The sequence below is a fragment of the Thalassobacillus sp. B23F22_16 genome (assembly GCF_043496955.1).
Lineage (GTDB): Bacteria > Bacillota > Bacilli > Bacillales > Halobacillaceae > Thalassobacillus > Thalassobacillus devorans_A.
Genome location: NZ_JBIEKD010000012.1, coordinates 103088 through 126824, shown reverse-complemented (window position 1 = coordinate 126824; position 23737 = coordinate 103088). Strand labels below are relative to the sequence as shown.

General features: G+C 45.6%; 15 protein-coding genes, 10 tRNA genes and 2 rRNA genes. 24 read left to right on the top strand and 3 right to left on the bottom strand.

Annotation, left to right across the window (positions count from 1 at the left end; translation table 11 throughout):
* The 14 genes from ACGTNI_RS11390 to rocF form a co-directional block, all read left to right on the top strand.
* Positions 1 to 2217, top strand: a 23S ribosomal RNA gene (locus ACGTNI_RS11390); the annotation flags it as partial.
* A 78-nt stretch (positions 2218 to 2295) separates the two neighbouring features.
* A 5S ribosomal RNA gene (rrf, locus tag ACGTNI_RS11385) occupies positions 2296 to 2409 on the top strand.
* Positions 2410 to 2449: 40 nt separating this feature from the next.
* Positions 2450 to 2524 (top strand) — tRNA-Asn (locus ACGTNI_RS11380).
* A gap of 3 nt (positions 2525 to 2527) precedes the next feature.
* Positions 2528 to 2599, top strand: a tRNA-Thr gene (locus ACGTNI_RS11375).
* 235 nt (positions 2600 to 2834) lie between these two features.
* Positions 2835 to 7229, top strand: coding sequence for a S8 family serine peptidase (locus tag ACGTNI_RS11370; RefSeq protein WP_394462455.1), 4395 nt, complete (start codon positions 2835 to 2837; stop codon positions 7227 to 7229).
* Between the two features lie 424 nt (positions 7230 to 7653).
* Positions 7654 to 7728 (top strand) — tRNA-Glu (locus ACGTNI_RS11365).
* A 4-nt stretch (positions 7729 to 7732) separates the two neighbouring features.
* Positions 7733 to 7808, top strand: a tRNA-Val gene (locus ACGTNI_RS11360).
* A gap of 9 nt (positions 7809 to 7817) precedes the next feature.
* A tRNA-Thr gene (locus tag ACGTNI_RS11355) sits at positions 7818 to 7893 on the top strand.
* A gap of 163 nt (positions 7894 to 8056) precedes the next feature.
* Positions 8057 to 8142 (top strand) — tRNA-Tyr (locus tag ACGTNI_RS11350).
* A gap of 73 nt (positions 8143 to 8215) precedes the next feature.
* A tRNA-Gln gene (locus ACGTNI_RS11345) sits at positions 8216 to 8290 on the top strand.
* Between the two features lie 157 nt (positions 8291 to 8447).
* Positions 8448 to 8520, top strand: a tRNA-Lys gene (locus ACGTNI_RS11340).
* Between the two features lie 16 nt (positions 8521 to 8536).
* Positions 8537 to 8611: transfer RNA gene (locus ACGTNI_RS11335), tRNA-Gly, on the top strand.
* 107 nt (positions 8612 to 8718) lie between these two features.
* Positions 8719 to 8794 (top strand) — tRNA-Ala (locus ACGTNI_RS11330).
* Between the two features lie 220 nt (positions 8795 to 9014).
* Positions 9015 to 9917: an arginase gene (gene rocF / locus ACGTNI_RS11325; RefSeq protein ID WP_394462453.1), complete on the top strand. Its 903-nt coding sequence runs from the start codon at positions 9015 to 9017 to the stop codon at positions 9915 to 9917.
* A gap of 134 nt (positions 9918 to 10051) precedes the next feature.
* Here the strand turns inward: rocF and ACGTNI_RS11320 are convergent, their stop codons facing one another.
* Entirely contained in the window at positions 10052 to 10204 is a 153-nt protein-coding gene (locus ACGTNI_RS11320) for an aspartyl-phosphate phosphatase Spo0E family protein (RefSeq protein WP_085504900.1), read from the bottom strand.
* 168 nt (positions 10205 to 10372) lie between these two features.
* Between ACGTNI_RS11320 and sigW the strand changes: the two genes are divergently transcribed.
* The 7 genes from sigW (at position 10373) to ACGTNI_RS11285 (ending at position 17848) form a co-directional block, all read left to right on the top strand.
* Positions 10373 to 10936, top strand: coding sequence for an RNA polymerase sigma factor SigW (gene sigW / locus ACGTNI_RS11315; RefSeq protein ID WP_394462451.1), 564 nt, complete (start codon positions 10373 to 10375; stop codon positions 10934 to 10936).
* Between the two features lie 14 nt (positions 10937 to 10950).
* Entirely contained in the window at positions 10951 to 11601 is a 651-nt protein-coding gene (locus tag ACGTNI_RS11310) for a zf-HC2 domain-containing protein (RefSeq protein WP_394462449.1), read from the top strand.
* A 208-nt stretch (positions 11602 to 11809) separates the two neighbouring features.
* Positions 11810 to 12625, top strand: coding sequence for a diadenylate cyclase CdaA (cdaA, locus tag ACGTNI_RS11305; RefSeq protein ID WP_394462447.1), 816 nt, complete (start codon positions 11810 to 11812; stop codon positions 12623 to 12625).
* A complete protein-coding gene (locus ACGTNI_RS11300) occupies positions 12618 to 13856 on the top strand; it encodes a CdaR family protein (protein WP_394462445.1) in 1239 nt (412 codons plus the stop codon). The genes cdaA and ACGTNI_RS11300 overlap by 8 nt, the downstream gene beginning before the upstream one ends.
* Positions 13857 to 13897: 41 nt before the next feature.
* Positions 13898 to 15247, top strand: a complete 1350-nt coding sequence (gene glmM / locus ACGTNI_RS11295; RefSeq protein ID WP_394462443.1) for a phosphoglucosamine mutase — start codon at positions 13898 to 13900, stop codon at positions 15245 to 15247.
* Positions 15248 to 15760: 513 nt separating this feature from the next.
* Positions 15761 to 17566, top strand: coding sequence for a glutamine--fructose-6-phosphate transaminase (isomerizing) (gene glmS / locus ACGTNI_RS11290; RefSeq protein ID WP_394462441.1), 1806 nt, complete (start codon positions 15761 to 15763; stop codon positions 17564 to 17566).
* Positions 17567 to 17590: 24 nt separating this feature from the next.
* Positions 17591 to 17848, top strand: coding sequence for a hypothetical protein (locus tag ACGTNI_RS11285; RefSeq protein ID WP_062438563.1), 258 nt, complete (start codon positions 17591 to 17593; stop codon positions 17846 to 17848).
* A 51-nt stretch (positions 17849 to 17899) separates the two neighbouring features.
* On the opposite strand, the gene ACGTNI_RS11280 is transcribed toward ACGTNI_RS11285, so the two are convergent.
* Together ACGTNI_RS11280 and ACGTNI_RS11275 are read right to left on the bottom strand one after the other, a co-directional pair.
* On the bottom strand, positions 17900 to 18862 hold the full coding sequence (locus ACGTNI_RS11280; protein ID WP_394462439.1) for a threonine ammonia-lyase: 963 nt from the start codon (positions 18860 to 18862) through the stop codon (positions 17900 to 17902).
* A 56-nt stretch (positions 18863 to 18918) separates the two neighbouring features.
* Positions 18919 to 20061, bottom strand: a complete 1143-nt coding sequence (locus ACGTNI_RS11275) for an IscS subfamily cysteine desulfurase (protein WP_394462437.1) — start codon at positions 20059 to 20061, stop codon at positions 18919 to 18921.
* Between the two features lie 106 nt (positions 20062 to 20167).
* On the opposite strand from ACGTNI_RS11275, the gene nadB reads away from it, so the two are divergent.
* Genes nadB through nadA form a run of 3 tightly spaced genes read left to right on the top strand, consistent with a single transcriptional unit; the run spans position 20168 to position 23659 of the window.
* A complete protein-coding gene (nadB, locus tag ACGTNI_RS11270; protein WP_394462435.1) occupies positions 20168 to 21733 on the top strand; it encodes an L-aspartate oxidase in 1566 nt (521 codons plus the stop codon).
* Complete coding sequence (gene nadC / locus ACGTNI_RS11265) at positions 21702 to 22553, top strand: carboxylating nicotinate-nucleotide diphosphorylase (RefSeq protein ID WP_394462433.1); 852 nt, start codon at positions 21702 to 21704, stop codon at positions 22551 to 22553. Before nadB ends, nadC begins: the two co-directional genes overlap by 32 nt.
* Positions 22553 to 23659, top strand: coding sequence for a quinolinate synthase NadA (gene nadA / locus ACGTNI_RS11260; RefSeq protein ID WP_394462431.1), 1107 nt, complete (start codon positions 22553 to 22555; stop codon positions 23657 to 23659). The genes nadC and nadA overlap by 1 nt, the downstream gene beginning before the upstream one ends.
* Positions 23660 to 23737 lie beyond the last annotated feature (78 nt).

The following is a 23737-nucleotide window of genomic DNA, read 5'->3' as shown; positions in this document are numbered from 1 at the left end:
AGTATGTGGTCGTAGACCCGAAACCGTGTGATCTACCCATGTCCAGGGTGAAGGTCAGGTAACACTGACTGGAGGCCCGAACCCACGCGTGTTGAAAAACGCGGGGATGAGGTGTGGGTAGGGGTGAAATGCCAATCGAACACGGAGATAGCTGGTTCTCTCCGAAATAGCTTTAGGGCTAGCCTCAGAGATACGAGTCCTGGAGGTAGAGCACTGATTGGACTAGGGGCCCCTACCGGGTTACCGAATTCAGTCAAACTCCGAATGCCAGAGACTTAGCTCTGGGAGTCAGACTATGGGTGATAAGGTTCATAGTCGAGAGGGAAACAGCCCAGACCGCCAGCTAAGGTCCCTAAGTATGTGTTAAGTGGAAAAGGATGTGGAGTTGCTTAGACAACCAGGATGTTGGCTTAGAAGCAGCCATCATTTAAAGAGTGCGTAATAGCTCACTGGTCGAGTGACTCTGCGCCGAAAATATACCGGGGCTAAACACATCACCGAAGCTGCGGATTGATCTTACGATCAGTGGTAGGAGAGCGTTCTAAGGGCGGCGAAGTCAGACCGTGAGGACTGGTGGAGCGCTTAGAAGTGAGAATGCCGGTATGAGTAGCGAAAAAAGAGTGAGAATCTCTTTCACCGAAAGCCTAAGGTTTCCTGAGGAAGGCTCGTCCTCTCAGGGTTAGTCGGGACCTAAGCCGAGGCCGAAAGGCGTAGGCGATGGACAACAGGTTGATATTCCTGTACCACCTCCTTTCCGTTTGAACAACGGGGGGACGCAGGAGGATAAGGAGAGCGCGCCATTGGATGAGCGCGTCCAAGCAGTGAGACGGTCGGATAGGCAAATCCGTCCGGCAACGTCAAGCTGTGATGGGGAGGGAACTAGAGTACCGAAGCTCCTGAGTTCACACTGCCAAGAAAATCCTCTAGTGAGGAAAGAGGTGCCCGTACCGCAAACCGACACAGGTAGGCGAGGAGAGGATCCTAAGGTGAGCGGGAGAACTCTCGTTAAGGAACTCGGCAAAATGACCCCGTAACTTCGGGAGAAGGGGTGCTCCTCTTGCGAGGAGCCGCAGTGAAAAGGCCCAAGCGACTGTTTAGCAAAAACACAGGTCTCTGCGAAGCCGTAAGGCGAAGTATAGGGGCTGACACCTGCCCGGTGCTGGAAGGTTAAGGGGATGCGTTAGCGTAAGCGAAGCGTTGAACCGAAGCCCCAGTAAACGGCGGCCGTAACTATAACGGTCCTAAGGTAGCGAAATTCCTTGTCGGGTAAGTTCCGACCCGCACGAAAGGTGCAACGACTTGGGCACTGTCTCAACGAGAGACCCGGTGAAATTATACTATGCGTGAAGATGCGCATTACCCGCGACAGGACGGAAAGACCCCGTGGAGCTTTACTGTAGCCTGATATTGAATGTTGGTACAGCTTGTACAGGATAGGTGGGAGCCTGAGAAACCGGAGCGCTAGCTTCGGTGGAGGCGCCGGTGGGATACCACCCTGGCTGTACGGACATTCTAACCCAGGACCGTGATCCGGTCCGGAGACAGTGTCAGGTGGGCAGTTTGACTGGGGCGGTCGCCTCCTAAAAGGTAACGGAGGCGCCCAAAGGTTCCCTCAGAATGGTTGGAAATCATTCGCAGAGTGTAAAGGCACAAGGGAGCTTGACTGCGAGACCTACAAGTCGAGCAGGGACGAAAGTCGGGCTTAGTGATCCGGTGGTTCCGCATGGAAGGGCCATCGCTCAACGGATAAAAGCTACCCCGGGGATAACAGGCTTATCTCCCCCAAGAGTCCACATCGACGGGGAGGTTTGGCACCTCGATGTCGGCTCATCGCATCCTGGGGCTGTAGTCGGTCCCAAGGGTTGGGCTGTTCGCCCATTAAAGCGGTACGCGAGCTGGGTTCAGAACGTCGTGAGACAGTTCGGTCCCTATCCGTCGTGGGCGTTGGAAATTTGAGAGGAGCTGTCCTTAGTACGAGAGGACCGGGATGGACGCACCGCTGGTGCACCAGTTGTTCCGCCAGGAGCATCGCTGGGTAGCTACGTGCGGAAGGGATAAGTGCTGAAAGCATCTAAGCATGAAGCCCCCCTCTAGATGAGATTTCCCATCACTTCGAGTGAGTAAGATCCCTCAGAGACGATGAGGTAGATAGGTCCGAGGTGGAAGCGTGGTGACACGTGGAGCTGACGGATACTAATCGATCGAGGACTTAACTAACCTAATTTCGTGAAAGATGTTTGTGGTTGAATGTTGCTTATCTAGTTTTGAGGGTTCACCTCAATTAAATAGTCAAGGTCTAGTGGCGATAGCGGAGAGGTCACACCTGTTCCCATGCCGAACACAGCAGTTAAGCTCTCCAGCGCCGATGGTAGTCGGGTTTATCCCCGTGAGAGTAGGACGCCGCTAGGCTTTTTCTTTATATCCAATGATAATAGTAAAAGTTGATTATTCCACCGTAGCTCAGTGGTAGAGCAATCGGCTGTTAACCGATTGGTCGTAGGTTCGAATCCTACCGGTGGAGCCATTTGCTTCCATAGCTCAGTGGTAGAGCACTTCCATGGTAAGGAAGGGGTCGCCGGTTCAAATCCGGCTGGAAGCTCTTAGATGAAAAGCGATTTCCTATAAAAGGAAATCGTTTTTTTGTGTCTATTTGCCTATTTTCCCTGTGTGTTTCTTACTGTTTTCGGGATATAAGCTAGCAAATCATGTCAATTTTTAGTAAGTTTATAACAACACCTATGAGATGTCGGAAAATTTAAATAACAAAAAAGGGGGGGTAGTGGGTAAAAAGTAAGTCTTTTTTGGAATGAAAAATAATAGAGAGGGGTTTTGTATTGGGCACCCATAGCAAGAAAAGATTTATAAAATGGCTCAGTCTAATTTTAGTTCTAGCCTTGATCGTACCTTTCTTCAATTACACCAGTGCCGCAGCTGAGAATTCCCCAAGTGTATCCATTAAAGATAATAAACAACAAGTGAATAATAAGGTGAATCAAGACCTGATTGATTTGTTTGCTGATCAGAAGGAAGTTACTTACCTTGTTAAAATGAAAGAGCAGGGTGACACCAAAAAAGCTGTGCAAGAAGCGTTATCCAAGGCAGAGGATAGTAAGGCTTCTCTTACAGCGCAGCAAATGAAACGAGTTAAGGCATCTGCAGTTGTGACAGAACTTCGTTCGACTGCTATCGAAACGCAGCAGCAATTGAAGAAGCTGCTGACCGAAGCTGAAAAACAAGGCAGTGTCTCCTCGTTTCATTCTTATTATATCGTAAACGCAATGGCGGTTACTAGTAATGAAGAAGTCATGAAAAAGATAGCTTCTTTACCTGATGTAGAAAAGATTCTTCCTAACCGTACACGGAAGTTAAATCCTCAGGTAGAAGGAGCAGCTGAAGAAACGAAAGCTTCTCTTACTAAAGCGACTGACAAAGCAGAAACCAATAATACGGAATGGAACATCGACCGTGTTGGAGCCCCGCAAGTATGGTCTGAAACTGGAATCGATGGTTCAGGTGTTGTGGTGGCTAACATTGATACAGGGGTAGAGTGGGACCACCCTGCATTAATGGATAAATACCGTGGATTTGATCCGGCAAACCCTGATACTGCCGATCATGAATTCAATTGGTTCGATGCTACTGCAGGACAAGGCACTCCTTACGATGACCAGGGTCACGGTACCCACACTATGGGGACCATGGTAGGTGCTGAAGAAGATGGTTCCAACCAGGTAGGTGTGGCACCTGGATCAAAATGGATTGGTGTTAAAGCATTTACTGCAGCTGGCGGCACAGATGTCGATCTTTTAGAAGCTGGTGAATGGATATTAGCTCCAAAAGATGACGATGGTAACCCTCATCCTGAGCAGGCGCCTGATGTTGTTAACAACTCATGGGGCGGCGGTCCCGGGCTTGATGAGTGGTATCGCCCGATGGTTCAAAACTGGCGTGAGTCTGGTATTGTACCAGTATTCTCTGCTGGTAACGATGGACCTGGTGATGGAACAATTGCCGCACCATCCAACTATCCGGAATCTATTGCAGTAGGTGCAACTACTGCTACTGACGGCTTGGCCAGCTTTTCTTCCAGAGGTCCATCGCCATATGATGGAGAAATCAAGCCGGATATTTCAGCACCCGGGGCCAACGTTCGCTCTTCTGTTCCGGGCGGCGGCTATGAAGGCGGATGGAATGGAACATCAATGGCTGGCCCTCACGTAGCGGGTACAGCTGCATTGCTATTACAGGCAGATAACTCTTTGTCAGTAGATGACCTGGAAGAGTTGATGCTTGAAACAGCAGATACAACTACTAATGACCAATATCCTGAAGATCCAAATGAAGGTTATGGCCATGGTATTGTGAATGCTTATACTGCCGTATCAGCAGTCGTCAGCGGTATTGGCGAAATCAAGGGACATGTATATGAAGAAGGGGAAGATGATGAAGCTCCTGCTATCGAGCATGACGCGCCATCAGAAACCTATGAAGGTGTACCGCTTCCATTGATAGCTGAAGTTACTGACAATATCAGTGTAGGATCTGTAGAATTGTCATACCGTATTGACGGCCAAGGTCCTTGGGAGACGGTAGAAGCTGACTTGGTAGGTGGAGACTACTTGGAAGGAACCTACCAGGCCGTTCTGGAAGGCGACATTATGAATGGCAGTCAGTTGAATTATAAATGGCTGGTAACTGACTTTGGAGGTAATGAAGTAGAAACGGATGTATTTGAAGTTGCCATCAAAGATGCCATTACTGTCGGGTATGAACAAGATTTTGAAACTGTTCCAACCGGCTGGTTATCATTCGGTGAAAATAACAGCTGGCAATGGGGTACGCCTGAAGATGGTCCGGAAGGTGCTGCATCCGGTGAGAAGGTATATGGAACCAACTTGACTGGTGATTACGATAATTATTCTGATATGACATTGGTAATGCCGCCGGTTGAGATTCCTGAAGAGGACACATTCCTTCAGTTCCAAACCTGGCACAACTTAGAAAATAATTACGATTACGGTCACGTAGTTGTTTCTACAGATATGGAAAATTGGGAGCAGCTGGCTGAGTACAATGGCACTACCAGTGATTGGACAGAGTCAGAAGTTGATCTATCTGACTATGCCGGTCAGAATGTTTTCATCGGTTTCCATGTCGAAAGTGATTTCCTTGTCACAAGAGAAGGCTGGTTCATCGATGATGTAGTTTTGACGGATGAATCCTCAGGTGCAACAGCTGCCGTTAAAAAAGGGAAAAAGACTACAAAGAAGAATAATTCTAGAAATATGATCACGCAAGCTGACCTTGGTTTTCAAGATAAAGGGTCAAAGAAGATGAAAAAGCCTGTTAATGCTAAAAAGCTGCTGCCAGGTGAATTCACAAATTTCCAAACACCGCAATTTAAAGGTGAAAAAGGCAAGAAAAAAGAAAAACAGCCAAACGTATTACCTCTGGATGCAACGGTTAGCGTGGTAGAATCTGATCGATCGGTCAGTACGAATCCTGCCGATGGAAGTTACCGATTAATGCATGCTGCAGGTGACTTTACGGTTGTGGCGGATGCTTATGGTTTCCATCCAAGTGAGCAATCCGTATCTGTTCCAGAAGACGGATCAGTAAGTGCTAACTTCACGCTGAATCCTATTGCGACAGGTACACTGGAAGGCACCGTAACAAACGAACAGACTGGTGAACCAATCGAGGGCGCTACCTTGATGCTTATCGAAGATGCCGCAGTAGCCCCCGTTGAAACAGGAGAAGATGGCACATTCACTCTAGAAGCTTATGAAGGCGATTATACTTTAAGAGTGATGGCTCCGTCCTATCATGGCGAAGATGTCCCTGTTACCATCGAGGGTGGTGCTACCAACACAGTGGAAGTAGAATTGGCACCATTCATCGGTTATCCAGGTGAAATCGGATATGATGACGGTACTGCCGAAAACGCTCGTGCATTCTATGATGCTGGTAATGGCTGGGCTGTTAAAATGACCCTGGAAGAAGGACAGGAGTCCGCTATGGTTACTGGTGGACTGTTCCGCTTCTGGACAGAGGAATGGCCAGTACCGGGCGGCAATGAGTTCCAGGTAGAAGTTTATGATGCTACAGGAACAGATGGGGCACCAGGTGAAAAAATTGGTGGTCCATATGATGCAGAGGCGTTAAGGAATGGGGAATGGACTCATGTAGACCTCTCCGATAAAGGAATAGTTGCTAATGGAGATTTCTATATGGTTTATATTCAAACCCATCCTAATCCTAATACGCCTGGTCTGGCTACGGATGAAGATGGAGACTATGCTGACCGCAGCTGGCAGCTTGTAGGCGGCAGCTGGAGCAAATCTCCAGAAGCGGAAGGCAATTACATGATTAGAGCACTAGTCGATTATGCGGCGGAGGCTCCTGTAATTGAATCTCCAGCTGATGGGTCCTATACCAATCAGGAATCCATTACAGTAGAAGGTAGTGCTGCACCAACGACAACAGTCACTGTCTACAACGATGGTGAGGAGGCAGGCACTACAGAAGCTACTGAAGATGGAAGTTTTGCTGTTGATATCACCCTGGACACAGGAGAAAATGAGCTGACAGCGATATCTTCCATGGATAACGGTTCCACTGAACCATCTGCACCTGTAGTAGTGACATTGGATCAAGACAACCCTGTCTTGACAATTGACACTCCAACAAATGGCGATAAAACAAATAAAGAAGTCATTACAGTTGCAGGTCAAGTAGAAGAAGAAAATCTTGATCGCGTCGAAGTAAATGGTCAAACTGCTGATGTGGATGAGGACGGTGCATACTCCAAACGCATCATGCTATCAGAAGGTGAAAACGAAATAGTAGTCATTGCAACAGATTTAGCGGGTAACAGTGCGGAAGAGTCAGTCACTGTGGATGCTAAATTTAATGCAACTGATATTGAAAATCTACAACCAACAGAAGATAAGTATATGCAGGCTGGTGAGTCTGTCAAGATCGAGTTTGATGCCGATCCTGGACTTGACGCAACTTTCTATATCAGAATGCCACTTACTAACTTCTCTGATCAGGCTACAGAGCTGCCAATGATGGAGACGGAAGAAGGGCATTATGTTGGCTACTGGACAGCAACCTCTAACCTAGTAGCAGAAGGTGCCGAGATTGTTGTAAAAGCTGCCGATGATTATGGTAATGTGGCTGAGGAAGCTGCAGAAGGAAAACTGTATATTAACACAGAAGAATAAGGTGTGAAGGAGCTGCCCCAGATCGGGGCAGCTCTTTTTTTGATGATCCCGGCGATTACTTTTTTGCTTATTTTTTATCAATAAGCGAGACAAGCGTCCTATATTTGAGACAAGTACATTAGAATAGAGCAAATTTTTAACTATTGAGAGACAATATCGAAATTATGAGAGACGAATTTAAAAATAAACGAGACAAAGTCCATGTTAAGAGAGAATTCAAAGTCATATATGAGACAGTAATAGAGGCTAATTTCAATGTAGATGATTGGAGTTTCAAGGGCACCTTTTTTCAATAGAATGTGGGGAGAGAAAGCAATAAGAAAAAAAATTAAAATTTCTCTTTACAAAGTACTAAGCGGCTGTATATAATAATATTTGTCAGTTTGAGAGGACAACCTTTCAAAAGGCTGTCAACTGCTTCAATGGCCCGTTGGTCAAGTGGTTAAGACACCGCCCTTTCACGGCGGTAACACGGGTTCGAATCCCGTACGGGTCACCACTTTGGAGGATTAGCTCAGCTGGGAGAGCACTTGCCTTACAAGCAAGGGGTCGCAGGTTCGAACCCTGCATCCTCCACCATTGAAATTTGCCGGTCTAGCTCAATTGGTAGAGCAACTGACTTGTAATCAGTAGGTTGGGGGTTCAAGTCCTCTGGCCGGCACCATTGAATGTTTTCCTACAACGTCGAATAGACTTCTTGCTGGAAAACAATAGTAGTCCTGTAAGGGCACCGTTGATTATTTTCCTTTAGAAACACCAATAATTTCTTGTAGAAAACTGTTGAATTATAAAAGGTTTTTCTGTTATAATTCTTAAGTGACTTTCTTGGAGGGATAGCGAAGTTGGCCAAACGCGGCGGACTGTAAATCCGCTCCCATCGGGTTCGTAGGTTCGAGTCCTACTCCCTCCACCATTTATTTCATTTTCCTATGAATTAACTTTATAAAAAAAGCAAATAGTACTTATTACTTGTACTATTTTTTTAATGGCCCATAGCCAAGCGGTAAGGCAGCGGATTTTGATTCCGTCATGCGCTGGTTCGAATCCAGCTGGGCCAGCCATTTTTATTAATGAGCCATTAGCTCAGTTGGTAGAGAAGCCGTAAACTTCCTTGAACTACATCATCGTAGGCTTTGCGAGGAGCGTATGCTTCACCGAATAAGCTAGCAACGAGACGAGCACATTACTCAATTAGGTTGTAATATTTCATTAAATAATGAGCCATTAGCTCAGTTGGTAGAGCATCTGACTTTTAATCAGAGGGTCGAAGGTTCGAATCCTTCATGGCTCACTTGTATCACTGTTAAGCGGGAGTAGTTCAGTGGTAGAACACCACCTTGCCAAGGTGGGGGTCGCGGGTTCGAATCCCGTCTCCCGCTCCATGTAATCTTTTGCTACGTCGAGTAAACATCCTTGCTAAAGATTGATCGTGTACTGGAAGTGCTGCATAAATACGATTTTTGGCTACGTCGAATAAACTTCTTACATCGGGGCCTTAGCTCAGCTGGGAGAGCGCCTGCTTTGCACGCAGGAGGTCAGCGGTTCGATCCCGCTAGGCTCCACCATTTCTTGTACCATTACTAGCGACTTCATAAATTCAGACGAGAAAAAAGCTGACATGCTACTACCATGTCAGCTTTTTTTCGTTTATTACAAGCGTCATACATACCTGTGCGCGAGACGAGTAGCTGCGAGAGCTACCGTATATATATACACAATCATGTCCGGTTGAGTCATTTGTCTGAAAGCGTCTACAATAATGGAGAGTAGAAGAAGGAGGATGAAATGATGAAGAAGCTATCGATTTTGGGAGTACCGATGGATCTGGGACAAAACCGACGCGGCGTAGATATGGGACCGAGCGCGATTCGCTATGCAGGGGTTCTCGAGCGGTTAGAAAAGTTGGAGCTTGCGATCGAAGACCTGGGCAATGTTGAAATTGCGCAGCAGAAGGGTGAACAAAAGGAACTTGTTGATAACCTACGCAACTTGAATGAAGTGATGGAAGGTAACGAAAAGCTCGCACAACAAGTAGATGACATAATCGAAGAGGGAAGTTTCCCGCTTATTCTTGGCGGTGACCATAGTATTGCAATAGGAACACTTGCGGGTGTGTCTAAGCATTATGAAAATCTCGGTGTCATTTGGTATGATGCTCATGGTGATTTGAATAACAATGAAACATCGCCGTCTGGCAACATTCATGGAATGCCGCTTGCCGTCAGTCTGGGTATTGGCCACCAGAGGCTGGTCAACATCCATGGTTACCAGCCGAAAGTGAAGCCAGAGAACATCGTCATTATTGGTGCACGTTCTTTGGATGCAGGGGAGCGAGAGCTGATTAAAGAAAAAGGAATAAAGGTTTTTACAATGCATGAAGTCGACCGGCTTGGCATGTCCGCTGTGATGCAGGAAACCATCGAATACTTGAAAGATCGTACCGATGGGCTTCATTTGAGTCTGGATCTGGATGGTTTAGATCCGGATACTGCTCCAGGAGTAGGAACGCCTGTCATGGGTGGATTGAGCTATCGGGAGAGTCACTTAGCTATGGAAATGCTGCATGAGTCTGGTCTGGTGACTTCGGCTGAATTTGTTGAAGTAAATCCGATTCTTGACGAAAAAAATAAGACAGCAAGTGTGGCTGTAGGTCTGATGGGCTCTTTATTCGGGGAGAAATTATTATAAAGCGATTAGAAAAACTTGGCTAAGTACTTATGGCGAAAGCCTTAGATTTTCTTACACTTTAGTATTTTAACAAAGTTAAATTTAAAGTAAAAAAATAACAGCAGCTTATCTTTAAGGATAGGTTGCTGTTATTATTATCTCGCTTTTTCAAATTGGTTAAGCAATTCATCTAATTGTCTGCTTATACTTACTACCTCTTCGGAAGATAAATCTAAATGTTTGCTCAAATCATTCATTTCTTTTCTGCATCTTTCAATTTCCACTAAAATCAACTTTTTTTGTTCCATGACGCCCTCCAATAATATAAATGTAATTATTTTTTTATTTGAATGTCCATACCCTGCTATGAAAAATGTTAAACTTTAAACGGGGAAATTTTCTTAGATATTTTTTGAAACCTTACGAGCTGCTCATTCGTACAGGTAATACCGCAAGTTTAGCGGAGGTATAAAAGAATGGAAACCGTGATAAAAGAGAAAATCAAACAAATAAAAAAAGGAAATCAGGCTGCATTTGAAGATGTAGTTTCTTTTTATCAAAATAAAGTGTATCAAATTTGTTTCCGTATGATAGGAAACGCTCATGAAGCAGAGGATCTTGCACAGGAAGCCTTTATTCGGGCCTATACCAACATTGACCGCTTTGATGAACGGAGGAAGTTTTCAACCTGGCTCTATCGAATTGCTACCAACCTTACCATCGACCGCATACGTAAAAAGAAACCGGATTATTTTCTGGATGCGGAAGTAAAGGGGACGGAAGGATTGAGCATGTACTCCCAAATAGCGGCAGATCAAGCTTTGCCCGAAGAAGAAGTGGAAAGTCTGGAATTACAGACTTATATTCACAAAGAGATATTAGCATTACCTCCTAAATACCGTAGTGTAATTGTACTAAGGTTTTTAGATGAACTGTCCCTGCAGGAAATAGCAGATGTGTTGGAAATTCCTGTAGGTACCGTGAAAACCCGGATTCACCGGGGGAGGGAAACGTTGCGAAAAAGGCTTCGCCACGTGTAAAGGAGTGAGAGGGAATGAATTGTAAAGAAGAAGCTATCGCTTTAATGCATAAATATTTAGACGACCATTTAACGCAAGCGGAAGAAAAGAAATTGCGCATGCACCTCCAGGCATGCCAGGAGTGCCAGACCCACTTTCATGAGCTGAAACGGACAATCAGTCTGGTGAAGAGTTCAAGTCCCATATCGGCACCCCAGGACTTCACCTCAAACGTGATGGCTAATCTTCCAAAGCAGAAGAAACGTAATCATTATACGAAGTGGTTCAGAAACCATCCGTTCTTTACGGCTGCGGCGGTGTTTTTCCTGATGATGTTCGGCGGTATTTTTTCTGCATGGACAGAAGATCAGCAGGTGACGGTTTCTAAACAAGAAAACTTAGTAATAAAAAACCAGGTGGTCATCGTACCGGAAGATGTGACGGTTAACGGTGATCTGGTCGTTCGAAATGGGGATTTACGAATTGAGGGAGCAGTTAATGGAGATGTCACCATTATAAACGGCGATCTCTTAAAGCAGGACAGCAGGGAAGATTCCCCTCTCGATGGAGAGAAATATATGGCTTATGTCAGCGGGGAAGTCAATGAAGTGAACCAAGTGTTTGAGTGGGTGTGGTATCATATCAAAAATACATGGGAAAGTGTATTTTCTCTGGCTAAGGAGTAATAATGAGAAAGACTGTCAGGCAGGGCAGTCTTTTTTTCTAGCGTTAAGAGATCAAGTATAAGTGGTACTAAGGGTTTAAAGGTGTGCGACGATTCTGTCTTTTTATGAGCGTGGCATGGGAGAGCATTATCACTGTGACAGGTAAGTATGCTATAATTATATGTACTTTGTTTTTATCTTGTAATTACTTATAAAAGGAAGTGTAGGCATGCTTGATGGGGGACTAGACTTATTGGATTACTTACTTATAGCTATTGATATCGCCCTCGTCTGGTTTGTTGTATATAAATTGATCATGTTGATCAGGGGAACGAAGGCAGTCCAGCTGTTAAAAGGGATATTCGTTGTCCTGGCGATATGGCTGTTTAGCAACTTATTCGGGCTGACTACCTTAAGGTGGCTGACTTCACAGGCAATTACCTGGGGTTTTCTTGCAATCATCATTCTTTTCCAGCCTGAGTTCAGACGTGCGTTAGAACAGTTAGGGCGCGGCAGCTTTTTCAGCAGAACGACTTCTGAGGATCAAGGGGTGGAAAAATCCATCCAGGCCATCATAAAATCTTGTAACTATATGGCTAAGCGCCGGATTGGTGCATTGATTACGATTGAAAGAGAGACAGGGATGGGAGATTATGTGGAAACCGGAATCAATATCGAAGGCCGGTTGACGAGCGAGTTGCTGACAAATATCTTCATTCCCAATACCCCTTTACACGATGGCGCAGTAATCATACGTGGCGATGAAATTGTCGCTGCTGCATGCTACCTGCCATTGTCGGAAAGTCCATTCATCTCCAAGGAATTGGGTACACGGCATCGGGCAGCTATGGGAATCAGTGAAGTAACTGATGCGCTGACGATCATTGTATCTGAAGAAACAGGAAACATATCATGCACTAAAAATGGAGAGTTACATCGAGAATTGAGTCAGGAAAAGCTGAGTGAAATCCTTCATAAAGAATTGAATGTACCGACCAAAGCTCCTGTGAAGACATGGAACTGGAGGGGGAAGAAAGATGGATAAATGGTTTAACAGCCCCTGGTTTATTCGTGTCATTTCGTTATTGCTTGCTGTCTTGTTGTGGACGACTGTCAACCTGGATGATAACTCTCAAAGCGATGCATTATTGATTAATGATGGGTCGAGTGAATTTGAAGTGTTGAATAACATTCCATTGGACTTGGTCTATGATGATGATAAGTATACAGTCAGTGGAGCGCCTCAAAATGTTTCGATGACATTGGAGGGCCCGAACAGCGTAATGACACCACTAGTTAGACAGAAAAATTTTGAAGTCTATGTAAACTTAGAAGGTTATGGTCCAGGAGTTCATACGGTGAATGTCCAGCATAGTGGTATTTCCAATCGACTTCACGTCAATATTGAACCTAGAACCGTTCAGGTCACCATTGAGGAAAAAGTGGAGCGTGAGTTTGATGTTGGGGTGGACCTGATCAATGACCAGGAACTGGTGGAAAATTATGAAATCGGTGATGCCAAAATTACTCCTGGGAAAGTGACCATTACCGGCGGAAAAGAACTTGTGGATAGTGTAGCGCTTGTGAAGGCGATGGTCGATGTGCGGGACACTACGGAGACGATAGAAAACGCCCAGGCTCCTGTAAAAGTATATGATATGCAAGGAAATGAATTGGACGTGCTGGTAGAACCGAATGTGGTGGACGTTACTGTGCCTATAGATGTACCAAGTAAACAGGTACCGATAGAGGTTCAAGCGGAAGGAGAGCCGGCAGAAGGCTATGCCATCCAATCCGTTACCCCGGAGGTGGAGGAGGTAACAATCTACGGGCCATTGGAGGCAATCAGTCAAATTGGCCGAATCGCTAACATCAATGTAGACACCACGGATTTATCTGAATCGGGAACCCAGGAAGTGGAGGTACCAGTACCTGATGGTATCCGAAAAGTAGAACCTGAAACAATAGAAGTGGACATTGAAGTGATGGAATCTGAAGATCAGTCTGAACAAGTAATCGACTCAATAGAAATTGGGGTAGCAAACCCTCCTGAAGAAGGGTCCGTAAGTTTTCTGGATCCGGAAGATCAACAAATATCATTGACTGTTCTTGGTAAAGAAGAAGACATTGAAAATTTACAAGCGGAAGATTTTCAGGCAGAAATTGATGTGTCCGGTTTAGAGGCTGGGGAGCACGAAGTGCCTATTGAAATAACCGGGCCGGATAATGCAGCATATGAGCTGAACGACCCCAATGCAATGATACGAATCGGATAAAAATAGAATGTTTGTAACGAATGAAGGAGAGATTAGACATCATGGGAAAATATTTTGGTACAGATGGAGTCAGAGGAGTAGCAAATAAAGATTTGACTCCGGAACTTGCTTTTAAATTAGGACGATTCGGCGGTTATGCAGTAACAAAAGGAGTAGAAAGACCAAAAGTTCTGATAGGTCGGGATACGAGGATTTCCTGCCATATGCTGGAGGGAGCTTTAACAGCTGGTCTGCTCTCAATCGGAGCCGAGGTCATGAGGGTCGGTGTCATTTCTACACCAGGAGTAGCCTATTTGACGAAAGCGCTTGGTGCTGAAGCAGGTGTCATGATTTCTGCTTCCCACAACCCGGTGGAAGATAACGGAATTAAATTCTTTGGACCGGATGGTTTCAAACTTTCCGATGAGCAGGAAGAAGAAATTGAGGGATTACTCGATAAAGATAGCGATGACCTTCCTCGTCCGACGGGAGGAGACCTGGGTCAGGTAAACGATTATTTCGAAGGAGCTCAACGCTATATGCAATATCTGAAACAGACGGTCGATCATGACTTCGATGGTCTTCATCTTGCATTAGATTGTGCTCACGGCGCCACTTCCGCACTTGCATCCCATATGTTTGCTGATCTGGAAGCGGATATTTCTTCTATCGGTTCATCTCCGGATGGATTGAACATCAACGATGGCGTAGGGTCCACGCATCCTGAGGCAGTCAGGAAGCTTGTTCTTGATAAAGGAGCCGATATCGGACTTGCATTTGATGGTGATGGAGATCGACTGATTGCTGTGGACGAAAAAGGTAATATTGTTGACGGAGACCATATCATGTACATATGCGGGAAGCATATGAACAATTCCGGCATGTTGAATCATTCTACCGTCGTCTCTACGGTTATGAGCAACCTTGGTTTCTATAAAGCGATAGAAGCTAATGGGATGAAGAGCGATAAAACAGCGGTAGGCGACCGATATGTAATGGAAGAAATGAGACAGGGCGGCTACAACCTGGGCGGAGAGCAATCCGGTCATATCATCTTCTTAGATTACAATACGACAGGGGATGGAATGCTTAGTGCATTGCAGCTCATCAATGTCATGAAAGATACAGGCAAGCCGTTATCGGAACTTGCTGCTGAAATGAAGAAATTCCCACAGGTCTTGAAAAATGTGAAAGTAACCGATAAAGCTGCGGTTCAGACCCACCCTCGTATTCAGGATACAATTAAAGCAGTAGAAGAAGAGATGGGAACGCAAGGACGTGTTCTTGTACGTCCTTCCGGTACGGAACCACTTGTACGCATCATGGTAGAAGCACCAACAGAAGAAGATTGCGAGAATTATGTTGATCAAGTAGTGGAAGTTGTACAAGAAGAATTGGGTATGACGGAGTAATGTTTCAGAATGCGCAGCCGGCACATCACAGCTGGCTGCGCATATTTTGTTATAGTCGAGTTTATAAGATTGTTACAATGGGAAGTCATTTGTGTAAAGGTGAAAAAATAATGATTGACCTTTAAAATCTTTCTCGAGTAAAATGGTTAGTAGCCTTGCTTTTTTGCCTGCAGGTTTAAAGATGGCTTACTAAGGTAATGGAGTAGGGGTGCATTCAAGGAAGATAAGGAGGATAGTTTTTCAAGAACAATCATTTAAAGCGCCAGGACTATTTTCGTTCGGCATGAAAATAGTTGACGAGGAGGAGGTTCATCGAGCTTTCGGCGGATGCCTCCCGGTTGTTGCACTTCAACCGTCTGTTCAGCTTTTAAAACAAAGAGGCGACTCTTTCGGACAACAAAGCTGAATAAAGTGCAGACCAATCATAGTAAACACGAGAAAGGGGCAGAACGCTGCCCCTCACGGGTGCCGGTCTCTGCCCCTTCTGAGGAGATTTAAGGAGGAAATACCGACATGTGTGGAATTGTAGGATATATTGGATATGATGATTCGAAAGAGATTTTATTAAAAGGGCTGGAAAAGCTGGAATACCGTGGTTATGACTCAGCAGGTATCGCAACGTTGAATGATGAAGATGCGTACATTGCAAAAGTTAAGGGAAGGATTGCACAGCTTCGTGAGGCCGTTGACGATAACGTAAAGGCAACGCTTGGAATCGGCCATACGCGCTGGGCGACACATGGACCGCCAAGCCAGGAAAATGCTCATCCGCATCAAAGTACATCCGGGCGTTTTACCATCGTTCATAATGGTGTCATTGAAAACTATCTGGAAGTACGCAAGGAATACCTTGGGGATATGGAATTAAAGAGTCAGACCGATACAGAAATTATCGTACAGTTGATTGAAGTACTGTATAATGAAATGAAGGACGTAGCGGCTGCATTCCGTAAAGCTGTAGAACTGTTGAAAGGCTCTTATGCGATTGCTTTAATTGATGCAGAAGATGAGGATACGATTTATATCGCAAAAAACAAGAGTCCGCTTCTTGTAGGATTGGGAGACGGCTTCAATGTCGTTGCCAGTGACTCCATGGCAATGCTTCAAGTGACAGATCAATTTCTTGAATTGATGGATAAAGAAACTGTCCTGTTGCGCCGTGACTCTGTCGAAATCCTGAAGCTTGATGGTTCTAAGGTTGAAGAGCGTGAGCCTTTTACAGCTGAACTGAATGAGTCAGATATTGAAAAGGGGACCTACCCTCACTTTATGCTGAAAGAAATTGACGAACAGCCGTTAGTGCTCCGTCGAATCATCCAGGAATATCAAAATGAAGACAATGAAATCAAACTGGACCCGGATGTACGCCAGGCGATGAAGGATTGTGACCGTATTTATATCATCGCTGCAGGTACTAGTTACCATGCAGGATTGATCGGGAAGCAATTCATCGAAAAGTTTGCCAAAATCCCTGTAGAAGTACACGTAGCAAGTGAATTCTCCTACAACATGCCATTGTTGTCAGAGAAGCCGCTCTTCGTCTATATTTCTCAAAGTGGGGAAACGGCAGACAGCCGTGCCGTACTGGTCCAGACAAAGCAATTAGGACATCCGGCATTGACGATTACGAATGTGCCAGGGTCCACCCTTTCTCGTGAAGCAGATTACACCTTGCATTTGCATGCAGGACCAGAAATCGCAGTAGCTTCTACCAAAGCCTACACAGCTCAAATGGCTGTTTTGGCTATCTTAGCTGTAGATACAGCAAAAGCGAAAGGCATCGAGCTTGAATTCGATCCAATGCAGGAACTCGCCATCGTAGCGAATGCTATGGAAGCCTTAGCTGACCAGAAAGAAGTATTTGAGGACTTGGCTCGTGACTTCTTAGCAACTACACGCAACTGCTTCTTTATCGGCCGCAGCATCGATTACTATGTTGGTGTGGAAGGGGCCTTGAAGCTGAAAGAGATTTCTTACATCCAGGCAGAAGGTTTTGCCGGCGGTGAGTTGAAGCATGGTACCATTGCATTGATCGAAGAAGGAACACCAGTCATCGCCCTTGCTACTCAGGAAAGCGTCAATGACTCGATCCGCGGCAATGTACAGGAAGTCATTGCTCGTGGAGCAAATGCTTGCGTAATCAGTATGAAAGGTCTGGAAAAAGACGGCGACAGCTTCGTACTGCCGAAAGTACATGAGCTGCTGACACCGATTGTTTCTGTCCTTCCATTACAGTTGATTTCTTATTACGCAGCGCTTCACCGTGATTGTGACGTAGATAAGCCACGTAACCTTGCCAAAAGTGTTACAGTGGAATAAATAACTCTCAAAAGGAGTGTACACATGCTAAAGGAATCGGATTTTCCGACAGAGGAACTAAGGGATCAATGGATCAAAGTCCGCAATAGGAAATTGGAAGAAATGGCGCAGTACATCCAGCGTTACTTCCACCTCACAAAAGTTAGAGAAAATGAAGGAAGCTATGAGGTTCAAGGTTATGTTTATCAGCCAGGATACGGTGAGATCAGGATGGCCTTTGAGTTCACATACGAACACGTAGCTAAAATGACAGATCTATTTGATGAGTCTATTGAAAAATAAAATGTGTGCTATCAAAATGCCCCCAGTTACAATTAGTAACTGGGGGCATTTTCATTGGTGATTAGTAGGAACGATCAGTTCCCCTATTCTGCTTATATCTACATTGCCGCCTGAAACGACGGTCACTACTTTTTTGTTTTCCAATGGCAGTATGCTGTTGGTCAGTGCGGCGATTGCAACAGCGCTCGAGGGTTCAATCAGCTGCTTCATCCGTTCCATCACAAAGCTGAAAGCGAAACGGATTTCGTCTTCTGAAACTAAAACAAGGTCATCGAGGTACTTTTGCAGTACCGGAAAGGTTAAATCACCAGGCTGTGAAGTACGCAGACCGTCAGCAATCGTGCTGGTGGCTGGAATGGCTGTAATTTTATTATTGTTTAGCGACAGGTACGTGTCATTAGCGATTTTCGGCTCTGCTCCGTAGACTTTGATGCCTGGGTTGGTTTCTTTGATAGCCGTTAAAATTCCTGATATGAGGCCTCCGCCGCCCACTGGTACCACTATGGCGTCTGCATCTTTTACTTGCTCTAAAATCTCCAGTCCGACAGTCCCCTGACCCGCCATGGTATAAGGGTCGTCGTAAGGAGGGATATAAACACCTGTCTGCTCTTCGGCGAGCTGTTTTGCTCTGGGAATCCGTTCGGCTGACGTGGTTCCGCATGTTTCAATTTTTCCTTTATAAGCCTGGATGGCTTCCACTTTGCATTGACTGGCATCTGTCGGCACGACGATGGTAGCAGGAACACCGAGTTGATTGGCGATGTAAGCAACTGCCTGTCCGTGGTTTCCGGAAGAAGCGGCTGTGATAGTTTTTGCCCCTTCCTGCACGGCATGCTTTACTTTATTAGTAGCGCCCCGGATTTTAAAAGAACCTGTTTTTTGTAGATGTTCGGACTTTAGAAAAATCTGGTTATTACACAGTCTGGATAGTTGTTCGGATTGCAGAATGGGAGTTGTATGGATGATCTCGGAAATAGCTGCCTTAGCTGCATGAATATCTTGAACAGTAATCATCAGGATGCTCCTTTCTGATTCAATTACTATCATTCTAGCAGAAAGAGGGCATCTATTCAGACTTTTACCCTTGTGACATAGTGGTGGGCGTCGATCACTTCCTTCAGGCAACCTCCCAAGGCTGTTACATCGTCAGCGGTGGTATGTTTACCAAATGAAATACGGATAAATGTTTTCGCCTCTTCCTCTGAATACCCCATGGCTAGTAAAGTTTTCGAAGGAGTTTGCTGATGAATTGAGCAGGCGCTTCCTGTGGAGATGGCACAGCCCCTGCGGTTGGCTTCAAGCATGGTCCATTGCCCCTCCATTCCCGGTACCAGCATTCCTATGATCGTCGATTCGGCTGCCGTTTTCCCGACGATTTTAATTCGGTCCTGTACAGGCAATAGAGTGTGTCTGAATAGGTTTCTCAAATGTCGGAAGTGTTCCTGGTGTTTACATAACTGATGGATATTTTCCTGCGAAGCGGCTGTAAAGGCGGCAACTCCCGGGAGGTTTACAGTACCTGACCGTATTCCCTTTTCGTGGGACCCGTACCTTACCTCAGATGGTAGTGGTACAGAAGGGGAAAGGTAAACAGCTCCGGCACCCTTAGGACCATAGATCTTATGGCTTGATAGGGAAAAACTATCGAGGAGGGGGGTGTAGGCTTTCATATCGAGTTTTCCCAATGCCTGGACACAATCGCTATGAAAATAAATCCCATTTTTCCGGCAAATAGAAGAGATTTCTTCTATTGGCTGAAATGTACCGATTTCCCCGTTCATCATTTGGACAGTTACGAGCACCGTATCTTTTCGGATAGCTTTTTCTAAGTCATCCATATCGACAAAACCATCTTTGGTAAATGGGATTTTCGTAACCTCAAAACCCTCTTTCTCGATCATTTCCAACGCGTGGTGAACGGAGGAGTGTTCGGCTTGCGACGAAATAATATGCTTTCCTCTCCCAGCTTTTGCTAACGAGTGTATTCCCAAATGGTTACTTTCTGTTCCACCGCTTGTAAAATATAATCCTTCACTTTCAACCCCTATGGCATCAGCCAGAATTTCCCTACAGTGCTCCAGCAGTGTGCCAGCTTTTGTTCCTTCATCATGGAGGCTTTCTGTATTACCAAAGTAGTCCCTGGAAACATCGTGGTATATGTTCAAGGCTGTATCGTCGATGGGGCAGGTTGCTGCATAATCAAAGTATCTCATAGGTATCACTCCCTCTTTTTCGTACCAGAAAAAAGCACTTGCCATAAGTTTAATTCTATGTAAATATAAGTGTCAAGACACATGTAAAACCAAAGGGGTGCCCAACATGATGGAACAGTCAGAAGTAATTATTGTGGGAAGTGGCATAGCGGCCTTACAACTGCTGGCAAACTTACGCAGGGATATGAATGTGATTGTACTCACAAAGTCAGAAGTAAAGACGAGTAATTCTTTTCATGCCCAAGGAGGTGTGGCAGCAGCATTAGCGCCCGAAGATAATCCGTATGCGCATTACATAGATACGATAGAAGCAGGCAGAGGACTCAATGATCCAGAAGCAGTCAGCCAATTGACCAGACAGGCTCCTTCTGTCATCCGCGAATTGTTAGAAGCAGGCTGTGCGTTTGATCGAGATGAGCGAGGAGAAATAGTTTTGGGGAGAGAAGGATCCCATCGTTGGAATCGAATTGTCCATGGGGGTGGGGACCAGACCGGAAAACGCCTTGTCGACTGCCTTTTGGGAAAGATTGGAGCCAATGTGTCCGTTAAAGAGCATGAATTTGTCTTTCAATTGCTCACTGATGAACAAGGTAAATGTTATGGGGTGAAAAGCAAGGGACGAGATGGAACCATCAGTACTTATGTGGCTCCCCATATCGTATTAGCGACTGGAGGATGCGGACAGCTTTACGCTGCCACTTCCAATGCCGAAACCGTGACTGGAGATGGGCATGCACTTGCCTATCTTGCGGGCGCAGAGCTTGTCGATATGGAATTTGTCCAATTCCATCCTACGATGCTTTCTATCAACGGAGATATCAAAGGGTTGGTTACGGAAGCGGTACGGGGAGAAGGGGCAGTACTCGTCGATGAAAGCGGGAGAAGGATCATGAAAGGGGTGCACCCGCAGGAGGACTTAGCTGCACGTCATATTGTTGCCCAGACAATCTTTGACTGCATCAGCCAGGGAAGAAGTGTTTTTTTAAATATGACAAACATCGCTCATTTCTCAAAGAAATTCCCTACGGTCGCACAGCTTTGTAAAGCAAACGGGGTGGATTTGGAAAAAGGAAAAATACCTGTCGCACCAGGTGCTCATTTTCTAATGGGGGGAGTCAAAACAGATGAAGCAGGCAGAACAACGGTTGAAGGACTTTATGCGATTGGCGAAGCAGCTTGTACGGGGGTTCATGGAGCAAACCGCCTGGCCAGTAATTCGCTATTAGAAGGGCTGGTCTATGGAAAACGACTGGCAGCCCATCTCAACCAACAGGCTTGGGAGGTTCCCCGATACCACGCGTTATCAGGAAACCTGGAACAGCGAGAAATAATGCTTCCTGCCGTTATGGAAATTCAGCAATCGATGATAGAGCGTGTCGGTATTATGCGGACAGGGAACGAACTACGGAAGCAAAAAGAATGGTTAGAATCCTTTTCCATACCAGAAAACCTGGATGCACTATCTACCAGCCAGATAAGCCGTGTGTTTATGCTCATCACTTCCTGGCTGGTCACTACATCCGCGCTTGCCCGGACAGAAAGCAGGGGTGGTCACTTCCGAGAAGATTTTCCGAACGAAAACAGCGAATGGCAGCAAAGACATATCCAGTTACAAAAAAATAGAAAGCAGGGTGAAATCTATGAATCTACTGAAACTCCGGCGTTCACTTGAGGAATTCTTCACGGAGGATATCGGCGATCAGGACCTTACCAGTGATGTGTTATTTGACCGGGATACGAAAGGGGAAATTCGCTTCCTGGCCAAACAGGAAGGAATATTATGTGGCACGGATGTTATTGCTACTGGATACGGCATACTCGATCCTGAGGTGGAAATAGAGGTGTGGCAACAGGATGGACATCCATTGCAGGCAGGTGATGAGATTGCAAGAGCCTATGGAAATATGGCCAGCCTGCTGAAAGGAGAGCGTGTCATTCTCAACCTTCTCCAGCGAATGAGCGGTATAGCGACGCTGACCAGGCAGGCTGTGCAGAATCTTGCCAGTGACCATACTAGAATCTGTGATACGCGAAAGACGACTCCAGGCCTCCGAATGTTAGAAAAATATGCCGTCCGTACTGGCGGCGGGTACAACCACCGGAATGGACTCTATGATGCTGTCATGCTTAAAGATAATCATATCGCTTTTGCCGGGTCATTGGATGAGGCGGTGCGTAAATTGCGGGACAGACTGGGTCATATGGTGAAAATAGAAGTAGAAACAGAAAACGAAGAACAAGTTGCAGCAGCTGTGAAAGCAGAAGTAGATTGCATCATGTTTGATAACCGTAGTCCCGAAGAAATCAAAGGACTCGTCCAACTGGTCCCTGGTTCGATAAAGACAGAGGCGTCAGGAGGAATAGCGGTTGATCAGCTGGCAAGCTTTCGTGATTGCGGTGTCAATTATATATCTCTTGGCTGCCTGACTCATTCAGCGCCTGCTCTTGATATCAGTGCGAAAGTTCCCATCCTAGAAAGGAGTCTTTCATAATGAATCTATTAGAAGCTTTAGAGAAAAAAAGTCCGGTGTTGCCTGACCATTATAGGCAAATGAGCAAAGGTGAATTAGAAGCGCGGGTACGGGGTGTGAAAGAACGGATGGGGAAGCGGCTTTTCCTTCCCGGCCATCATTATCAGAAGGATGAAGTAATCCAGTTCGCTGATGCACGAGGTGACTCTTTAAAACTTGCCCAATTATCAGCGGAAAACCAGGAGGCTGAAGCAATCGTTTTTTGTGGAGTACATTTTATGGCAGAAACCGCTGATATTTTAACGGAGGAGGGTCAAACCGTTTATCTTCCGGATATGCGTGCGGGGTGTTCCATGGCGGACATGGCAGACTTGGAGCAGACGGAGAGGGCATGGGAAGCTTTAATGGATAGGTTCGATGATACGATATTACCGCTTACGTATGTCAATTCGACGGCGGCTATTAAAGCATTCGTGGGAAAACATTCCGGTGCTACCGTCACGTCCTCTAATGCTGAGAAGATGGTACGCTGGGCTTTTACACAAAAAGAACGGATATTATTTTTGCCTGATCAGCATTTAGGCAGAAATACTGCATTTAATTTAGGAATACCCTTGGAATACATGGCGGTGTGGGATCCGCTGACGGAGGAATTGGTCCATGAATGTCCGCTGGAAGAAGTCAAAGTGATCCTATGGAAAGGGCATTGTTCCGTACATGAAAACTTTACGACAGCTAATGTGAGACAGGTTCGTGACCAATATCCGGACATGAAGGTCATCGTTCATCCTGAGTGCCGGAGGGAAGTGGTAGCACTTGCTGATGAGGCTGGGTCGACCAATTATATTATCCAGAAGATTCAGGCAGCTCCTGCGGGCAGTGCCTGGGCAATCGGTACAGAAATGAACCTTGTCAACCGTATCATTACAGACCATCCCGATAAGCATATCATTTCTTTAAACCCGAATATGTGTCCTTGCCTGACGATGAACCGAATAGACCTTCCTCATCTGGCCTGGTGTCTCGAAACAATAGAAAAAGGTGAACCCCATAATAAAATTGAAGTGCCGGAAGCTATTGCTGGTAACGCAAAGAAAGCTTTAGCACATATGCTGGAAAGAGCATAAGGAAAGTTCAAATCCTATTCAACAAAGCAAATAAAAAAGGCTGCCCAAGTAAGTCGGTTATAGACTTATGGGCAGCCT